The sequence below is a fragment of the Pseudoalteromonas lipolytica genome (genome assembly GCF_900116435.1).
Classification (GTDB): Bacteria; Pseudomonadota; Gammaproteobacteria; order Enterobacterales; family Alteromonadaceae; genus Pseudoalteromonas; species Pseudoalteromonas lipolytica.
The window spans coordinates 256338-264325 of record NZ_FPAZ01000006.1 but is presented as its reverse complement, the minus strand read 5'-3'; the positions used below and the strand labels follow the sequence as shown (position 1 = coordinate 264325).

At 42.7% G+C, this 7988-nt stretch carries 8 protein-coding genes; 4 read left to right on the top strand and 4 right to left on the bottom strand.

The features are described from left to right. Positions 1-694 precede the first annotated feature (694 nt). The 4 genes from BM378_RS08410 to gpmM are packed head-to-tail and all read right to left on the bottom strand — an operon-like array spanning position 695 to position 5499. Positions 695-1471: a divergent polysaccharide deacetylase family protein gene (locus BM378_RS08410; protein WP_074988963.1), complete on the bottom strand. Its 777-nt coding sequence runs from the start codon at positions 1469-1471 to the stop codon at positions 695-697. A gap of 35 nt (positions 1472-1506) precedes the next feature. Further along, the gene (locus BM378_RS08405) at positions 1507-2775 is read right to left on the bottom strand and encodes a S41 family peptidase (RefSeq protein ID WP_074988962.1); all 1269 of its coding nucleotides are present in this window, start codon (positions 2773-2775) and stop codon (positions 1507-1509) included. Positions 2776-2811: 36 nt separating this feature from the next. Continuing rightward, a complete protein-coding gene (locus tag BM378_RS08400) occupies positions 2812-3951 on the bottom strand; it encodes a murein hydrolase activator EnvC family protein (RefSeq protein ID WP_036965867.1) in 1140 nt (379 codons plus the stop codon). A 3-nt stretch (positions 3952-3954) separates the two neighbouring features. Further along, a complete protein-coding gene (gene gpmM, locus BM378_RS08395; protein ID WP_036965871.1) occupies positions 3955-5499 on the bottom strand; it encodes a 2,3-bisphosphoglycerate-independent phosphoglycerate mutase in 1545 nt (514 codons plus the stop codon). 191 nt (positions 5500-5690) lie between these two features. On the opposite strand from gpmM, the gene BM378_RS08390 reads away from it, so the two are divergent. The 4 genes from BM378_RS08390 to gpsA are packed head-to-tail and all read left to right on the top strand — an operon-like array spanning position 5691 to position 7951. After that, a complete protein-coding gene (locus BM378_RS08390; RefSeq protein ID WP_036965874.1) occupies positions 5691-6122 on the top strand; it encodes a rhodanese-like domain-containing protein in 432 nt (143 codons plus the stop codon). A 31-nt stretch (positions 6123-6153) separates the two neighbouring features. Then, positions 6154-6411 (top strand): glutaredoxin 3, encoded by a 258-nt coding sequence (grxC, locus tag BM378_RS08385; protein ID WP_036965877.1) that lies wholly within the window; start codon positions 6154-6156, stop codon positions 6409-6411. 40 nt (positions 6412-6451) lie between these two features. Next, entirely contained in the window at positions 6452-6940 is a 489-nt protein-coding gene (gene secB / locus BM378_RS08380; protein ID WP_036965880.1) for a protein-export chaperone SecB, read from the top strand. Between the two features lie 3 nt (positions 6941-6943). Continuing rightward, the gene (gene gpsA / locus BM378_RS08375) at positions 6944-7951 is read left to right on the top strand and encodes an NAD(P)H-dependent glycerol-3-phosphate dehydrogenase (protein ID WP_036965884.1); all 1008 of its coding nucleotides are present in this window, start codon (positions 6944-6946) and stop codon (positions 7949-7951) included. Positions 7952-7988 lie beyond the last annotated feature (37 nt).

Genomic DNA, 7988 nt, shown 5'->3' with positions numbered 1-7988 from the left:
CAAATAAAACAGTTCGGACGGCGTATGCCATGCTGAAAAAGGGCACGCGTTATGAACCAAGCCTACTAGCAAATTAACATTTAGTCTTCGATAACAGAAATAACTGTATTGACCAAGAACCTGCGTTAAGCGGTTAGACCCACCCTTGATAGCCTGTAAAGTGATTAGTGTGTTAAAACACCGAGTAGGAGAAGAGGCACAAGGGCGCGAATACATCATAGGGCCGAGGTAGCTCCTCATTATGAGCCCGCATATAAGTACGCAGTCTAACAAAATTAACGAAGGGTATTGTGCAATAGGAGGAGTCCATATAAGGCACTTTAGTGCCGAAAGTGTCTGATATGCCCTTCATACAACACCCCTGACATTCACGGCTAAAGCCGTTCCCACGCTTTGTAATCACGATGTTCAATCACGCTTTCCATGTTGTTTAATCATGATGACAAGAATGAAGGGGCTCTAAAATGGGCTACTTCACTTTAGCTAACCAAATTAGCGCGTAGTAGGGGGTACTTTAGTGCCGAAGTATCTCATTATGCCCTTCACACATAACCACTGGCATTCACGGCTAGAACCATTACTACGCTTTATGATCATGATGTATCGATCAAAGGTGATGTTGTGCGACCTCTGCGTCTATCATTAATGAAGGAAACTTCGGCATATTTACATCCTATTTGAGTATGTCGCTCTTTCATTCATCATTTGCACGATGCTCAGCTTGCTTTTGCTCTGCATTAGCTAATTGGATGTATTTGTTTTCAACCAATTGTGAAAGAGGCACAAGCTCAAAACCTTGCTGTTGAAGTTCTGGTAGGGCGTGATGCAAAAACGCGACTGTTTCTGGGTAGGGATGTGCAATAGCGATGGCATAATTAAAATGCGTCGCTTTTAGTTTAAGTTCTTCTAGTTGGTGCTTAAGCTGGCTTTCAGTCACGATATTGTCTAGGAATACATGTCGAGAAACATTGGCAACACCATAAAGATTAGCGACATTTTGTGCTTCACTTTGGCTTGTTGTTCGGCTATCTAAAAAGTATAAACCTCGTTTTTTGAGGAGCTCCATCGTCCACTTCATAGGCTCTGTTAATTGCGTTAACTCAGAGCCCATGTGATTGTTTACGCCTTTGACTTGTGGCAATGATGCGAGTGCGTGCCCCAGTGTGGTTTGCAGCTGTGTTTTGCTCATTGAGTCTGTTAAAGCACCAGGACCTAAAGCTTTTGCTTTGTCTAGCGCCTGCATGGGGATATGCAAGAGAAGTTCTTTGTTGGTTTTGCTCGCTCTCTCGGCAAAAATTTGTGAGTAAGGTGTATGGGGCAAGATTGAAAAGGTCACTTGCCCTGGTAAATTCAAGATATCAAGATCGCGTTGGTGGTTGCCTATGTCATCTATAACGATGGCTATTTGCTTTGCTTGGCAAAATAGTGGTAAGCAACACAGCGTCAGTAGTAAGCCTTTGCGTAAATTCACTTTTTGTAATTATTATATCCATTGTGTGTGCTTACTTACTGCATAATAATTAACTGCTTTGCAGTAAGTTGCTTTTTATCTTGTTTATCAAGGAGTGAGCTAAAAAGCGACAACCCTTGTATATTTTTTATTATAACGTCTTGGTCAATTTCTGAAAGCATTGTTTGATTTATACTCACATCGGGTGCGATCCCTTTACCATCAATAGATTGCCCAGCAGGTGTATAATAACGTGCTGTGGTAAGTTTGAGAGCTGTATTTCCATTTCCTAGTGGAATCAAAGACTGTACTGAGCCTTTACCAAACGAGGTCTCTCCAACCAAGGTCGCTCTTTGGTTATCCCTCAACGCTGCGGCTAATATTTCTGCTGCAGATGCTGAGTTTTCATTAATTAATACGGCGATTGGCGCGCCAGAAAGAATATCACCGCTATGTGCTTTATAGTATTGATTTGCCTCATTGAAGCGTCCTTTTGTAGAAACAATCGTACCACTATCTAAAAACAGATCTGCAACTTCAATTGCACCTTGTAGCGTTCCTCCAGGATTATCTCGTAAATCAATAATTAACCCTGATAACGGAAAACCATTATTAATTTGCATTTTAGCCACGGTTCGTGCGACATCATGCAATGTATGGTTATTGAAAGCATTAATACTCAATAGCGCAACGCCTGTATCAGCAAGGTAGCTTTGCACGCTTTCTAGGTTTATCTGTTGTCGCTTTATTGAAAAGTTGAGTTCGGTTACTTGCTCTCGTTTTACGGAAACATCAACGGCAGCTTGGCCACTTTCACGAATAAGCCTTGCAACTTCTTCTATGCTTTTATTGACAATCGGTTGTTGATTTATAGCGGTTAGCTCATCATTAACTTGCAGACCAGCTTGCTCAGCAGGGGAGTTTTTAATCGTATTAACAATATATACGCGACCATCGGTAACTTTAACCTCGATGCCAAGCCCAGTGTAACGCCCATTGGTACTACTAAATATGGCATCGAGCTCAGTTTCGTCTAAATATTTAGAATAGGGGTCTAAACGCTCAAATAATGCTTCTACTTGTTGATTCGTTGGCTGAGATTCAAAGCTATTTTGAAGTTGAAGATCGTCAACATAGTAAGTATTTATATTAAACAAAATTTCATTGAGTTGCTGGTGATGTAGTGACTTTAAAGATGGTTTAGCAACCCCATTAAATGATTGCATTAATAAGCATAGTAAGGCTAAGAGTAAAATAAGATGTAGCCCAAAGAAACGCTTAGATGGGATGAAATGGATTTTGTCTATGTGATTGATATTTAGCATCAGCTGCTCCTCATAGGGCGCAGCTGATTTAATCAATTAAATACGTCTGCACCATTTTACAGGATTTACTGCGCGTCCTTTGTGGCGTATTTCAAAGTATAGACCAGGATCTGTTTGTCCGCCGCTTTGACCTACTAATGCAATCACTTCACCTTCTCTGACAAGGTCGCCAACATCACGAAGTAGGGTTTGTGCATGCCCATATAAGCTCATAAACCCATCGCCGTGGTCAATAGCAATAACCCAACCAAAGCCATTGAGCCAGTCAGCATAAACGACCTGACCATTTTGTACGCTTTTGACGTTACTCCCTTCCTTCGCGCCAATTAACACGCCTTTCCAATCGATATTTCCATGTTTGCGTTGGCCAAAACTGTGACGGAGTTTTCCTTTGGTCGGCCAGTCGAGTTTTCCTTTACTGCTTTGTAGTCCGAGAAGTTCAACTTTTTCGCTTCGTTCTTTTTCTAACTCTTCGATGGCGGTAACGAGGGTTTTCTCGTTCTCTTTTAAATAATCAATCGAACTTTTTGTTTCTTTAAGCGCTGATTGTAATTTGTTGAGATTGCGTTTTCGTTGTTCTTGAGCGGCAATTAAAGCTTGCTGGCGTTTTTTCTGCTCGTTGTGTAATTCAACTAAACGAAGTTTTGTTTGTTCTAGTTCCGCCTGATTTTCAGCAATTTTTATTTGCAACGCTTTCAGCTCTTCGAGTTGCTCAATGCGTGCTTTGTTTAAATAGTTATAGTAACTGAGCGTACGTTCAATTTTGGCCGTGTCTTGTTGGTTCAGCAGCATTTTTGAGTAATCATGGCTACCTGCCATATACGCACTTTTTAATTGTGCTGCGAGGAGGGTTTGACGTTTTGTTTGCTCTGCTTGAAGTTGCTGAGCTTTGGCCTGTTGTTCGCGCTGTTGTTGTTCGTTTTCTTTGACCGATTGTGCTGCTAGGTTTAATGCCTTAGCATTTTTAGCAATATCGAGTTCGTGAGCACGAAGATCTTTGCGCATATCGGCTATCGACTTGCGTTGACCTTCAAGCTCAGCCTTGGTTTTTTGTAGGGCCGATTGAATATCAGATAAGTCTTTTTTGGTTTGAGCTTCATTAGCAACAACCGAAGTTGCTACTAATGAAGTCAGTATTAAACCAGTTTTGAGTAAGTGGTTAATACGTCTGCTCATCGTTTATTTCAGCGTCATAATTGGAGTGCCAGTCATTTCGCTTGGCTGTTCTAAACCCATTAAGTGCAGCATGGTTGGTGCTACGTCACTGAGTGTTTTTCCATCTTGTGGGGTTGCGTCACGGCCTACATAAATGAATGGCACTGGTTCGCTGGTATGTGCGGTGTGTGCTTGGCCTGTTGCTGGGTTAGCCATTTGCTCAGCATTACCATGATCCGCAGTGATGAGTGCTTCGCCACCGTGCTCTTCAAGTGCGTTTATAACACGGCCAATACAGTGGTCGACTGCTTCACACGCTTTTACAGCGGCTTCAAACACACCTGAGTGACCTACCATATCACCATTAGGGTAGTTACAAATGATTGCGTCGTACTTGCCGCTGGCAATAGCTTCAACGAGCTTATCTGTCAGCATTTCAGAGTTCATCTCAGGTTGTAAATCATAAGTGGCCACTTGCGGAGAAGGAATTAACTCGCGTGTTTCACCCACAAATTCGTCTTCTCTACCACCACTGAAGAAGAATGTGACATGTGCATATTTTTCTGTTTCAGAAATACGTAGTTGTGTTTTGCCTTGCTTTTCTAACCATTCCCCAAACACATTGGTTAGTGGCTCTGGTGCAAAGGCGACAGGGGCTTTAATATCTGCGGCGTATTCTGTCATCATTACAAAGCCGCTCAGTGCTGGAGATTTCTTTTTCTCAAAACCACTAAAATCAGCATCAACAAATGCGCGCGTCATTTCGCGTGCTCTATCGGCCCTGAAGTTAGCGAAAATAACGGTATCGCCATCATTAATTTCAGCTGCCGTTTGTCCCTCAGGTACGAGGGTTGTTGCCGCTACAAATTCATCATTTTCATCACGTTCGTACGCTGCTTCAAGTGCGGTTACGCCGTCTGTGTAAGTGTGCTGCGCGATACCACTTACCATTACATCGTAGGCAAGCTCAACACGGTTCCAGCGATTATCGCGGTCCATTGCATAGTAACGACCAACAAGGCTGGCTAAGCGGCCACAACCTAGTTTTTCAAATAAAGCTTCGATGCGCTCAATAGACGCTTTAGCGCTGCGAGGTGGGGTGTCACGACCGTCTAAGAAACCATGAAAGTAGACGTTTTTTGCGCCACGCTCTGCAGCTAATTCAATGGTCGCTACAATGTGGTCTTCGTGACTGTGTACACCACCTGGGCTTAATAAACCCATAATATGCACTGCTTTTTCTGCCTTAACGGCTTTGTCTATGTTATCAACTAATGCAGGGTTACTCGCGAACTCTCCATCTTCGATTGCTTTTGTGATGCGAGTGAAATCTTGATAAACAATGCGACCTGCGCCTAAGTTTACGTGACCTACTTCAGAGTTACCCATTTGTCCTGCAGGTAGACCTACATCAAGTCCCGAACCTGAAATTAAGGTATGCGGACGTGTTGCCCACAGGTTATCGAGTACGGGTGTATTAGCAGCGAGTATTGCGTTACTTTCTGTGTCTTCACGGTATCCCCAACCGTCTAAGATCATTAATACCAATGGTTTTTTATGCTCTGTCATTATAGCTCCTGAAGATTGGCACTTATATATCACTAGCATACCGTGTTTTAAGGTTTTGATCAGCTATCAATATGTCATATTAAAATATTTCACGCCCTAGCATTTTCGGTTCAAGCACGTATACTTGCGTGGCATATTTTAATAATCCCATGGCTATGCGCTGTGGTACCCAATTTCTTAGTGGAAAACGCATGGATCAATATATTGAATTTATCTCAAATCATCCGGTTTTAAGTATCATCTGGCTGGCATTGGTAGCGATGCTGATCAGCAGTTGGTTTAAAAGTAAATTTTCAGCGATTCGCCAAATTAACCCGCAGCAAGTTACGTTGTTAATTAACCGCGAAGATGGTCAGGTTGTTGATATTCGAGCGCAAAAAGAATTCAACTCAGGTCGTATTGCAGGTGCAACGCACTTAAATCCAGAAAAAGCCAAACAATCTGATTTCTCAAGCCTTGAAAAGTTTAAGAGTAAACCCATTATACTAGTATGTACCACGGGCATGACCGCCTCAGGTATCGCAACGGCTATGCATAAAGCAGGTTTTGAACGTGTTTATGTATTATCTGGTGGTATGGGAGCTTGGCAATCTGCAAGTTTGCCAACAACGACTGGCCGCTAACAACACGTAACAGCCCGATAGAGGAATTATTATGACGAATGTTGTTCTTTACACAAAAGCATACTGTCCATATTGTCAACGCGCTATGGCGTTATTAGATAGTAAAGGTGTAAGTTACACAAACATTGATATTGGTGTGCAGCCTGAGCGTCGTGAAGAAATGATCGATAAAGCTAACGGTGGATATACCGTGCCACAAATCTTTATTAATGATGAGCATATCGGCGGTTGTGACGACATGATGGCAATTGAAGCGCAAGGCCTTTTAGACGCAAAGCTTAACGCTTAATAAATTTAATTATAAAAACGAATACAAGTTAGGAATTACAATGAACGAAGAAAACCAAAACGCAGCAGCAGAACAACAAGCAGGCGCTCAATTCACTATTCAACGCATCTACACGAAAGATGTTTCATTTGAAACGCCAAACTCACCAGCTATCTTTCAAAAAGAGTGGACTCCAGAAGTTAAACTTGATTTAGACACACGTTCTAACAAGTTAGAAGAAGGTGTTTTTGAAGTTATTCTTGCGCTGACAGTGACAGCAACAATTGGTGAAGAAACGGCATTCCTTTGTGAAATTCAGCAAGCCGGTATTTTCACGATTGCGGAAGTAGAAGAAATTCAATTAGCTCATATGCTAGGTGCTTTCTGCCCGAATGTACTTTTCCCATATGCGCGTGAAGCGGTGTCTAACCTTGTTAACCGTGGTACTTTCCCACAGTTAAATTTAGCACCTGTGAATTTTGATGCACTGTTTGCTCAATACATGCAACAGCGTGCAGCGCAAGATCAACAGGTTACTGCAGACGCATAAGTTATGACTACAGCACAGTCAGCTGTTACAGTTTTAGGGGCGGGGTCTTATGGCACCGCCCTTGCTATTTGTTTCGCCAGAAATGGTCACCCCGTTACTTTGTGGGGGCGAAATAGCGATGACGTTGCCACGCTTGCAGCTGAGCGAAAGAACCAACGTTATCTTCCCGATGTCAGCTTTCCTGAAACGCTTCAATTAGAAGCCGATTTAGAAACCGCTGTAAAAGCAAGCCAAATAGTGCTGGTTGTCGTGCCTAGCCATGCTTTTGGAGCAACGCTTCAACAAATTAAGCCTTGGCTGAATGATGATGCAGAAGTGGCGTGGGCAACGAAAGGTTTAGAACCTAATACGGGGCGTTTATTACAAGAAGTGGCGGTGCAAGAGCTTGGGGATGATATTCCTCTTGCTGTGTTGTCTGGTCCGACGTTTGCGAAAGAAATGGCGATGGGCTTACCAACCGCTATTTCGGTCTCTGCCACATCGACAGAGTTTGCCAAACAACTTGCTGAGTTATTGCATTGCGGACGCTCATTTAGGGTGTATAACAATAATGATTTTATTGGTATACAACTGGGTGGAGCCGTAAAAAATGTCATTGCTATCGGCGCGGGGATGTCGGATGGCTTTGGTTTTGGTGCGAATGCTCGTACAGCGCTTATTACCCGAGGCTTAGCTGAGCTTTGCCGTTTAGGTTGTGCACTTGGAGCGCGTTCTGATACCTTTATGGGAATGGCAGGATTAGGTGATTTGATCTTAACCTGTACAGATAACCAATCACGTAACCGTCGATTTGGTTTAGCATTAGGTAAAGGTGAAGGAGTCGAAGCTGCAATTGACTCTATTGGTCAGGTTGTTGAAGGTTATCGAAATACCAAAGAAGTGTATTTACTGGCACAACGAACCGGTATTGAAATGCCCATCACTGAGCAAATTTACAAAGTACTTTATGAAAATAAAGATGTAAAAGAAGCGGCGATGGCTTTACTAGGTCGTGAGCAAAAATCTGAATAGCCACTGCTTGCTGAGTAACTATTTTGAAAGCCTTGTT

What these genes read in the sequence shown, in the direction of transcription:
- BM378_RS08405 (WP_074988962.1), bottom strand. Translation starts at nt 2,775, where the DNA reads ATGCTAAATATCAATCACATAGACAAAATCCATTTCATCCCATCTAAG.
- BM378_RS08400 (WP_036965867.1), bottom strand. Translation starts at nt 3,951, where the DNA reads ATGAGCAGACGTATTAACCACTTACTCAAAACTGGTTTAATACTGACT.
- gpmM (WP_036965871.1), bottom strand. Translation starts at nt 5,499, where the DNA reads ATGACAGAGCATAAAAAACCATTGGTATTAATGATCTTAGACGGTTGG.
- BM378_RS08390 (WP_036965874.1), top strand. Translation starts at nt 5,691, where the DNA reads ATGGATCAATATATTGAATTTATCTCAAATCATCCGGTTTTAAGTATC.
- grxC (WP_036965877.1), top strand. Translation starts at nt 6,154, where the DNA reads ATGACGAATGTTGTTCTTTACACAAAAGCATACTGTCCATATTGTCAA.
- secB (WP_036965880.1), top strand. Translation starts at nt 6,452, where the DNA reads ATGAACGAAGAAAACCAAAACGCAGCAGCAGAACAACAAGCAGGCGCT.
- gpsA (WP_036965884.1), top strand. Translation starts at nt 6,944, where the DNA reads ATGACTACAGCACAGTCAGCTGTTACAGTTTTAGGGGCGGGGTCTTAT.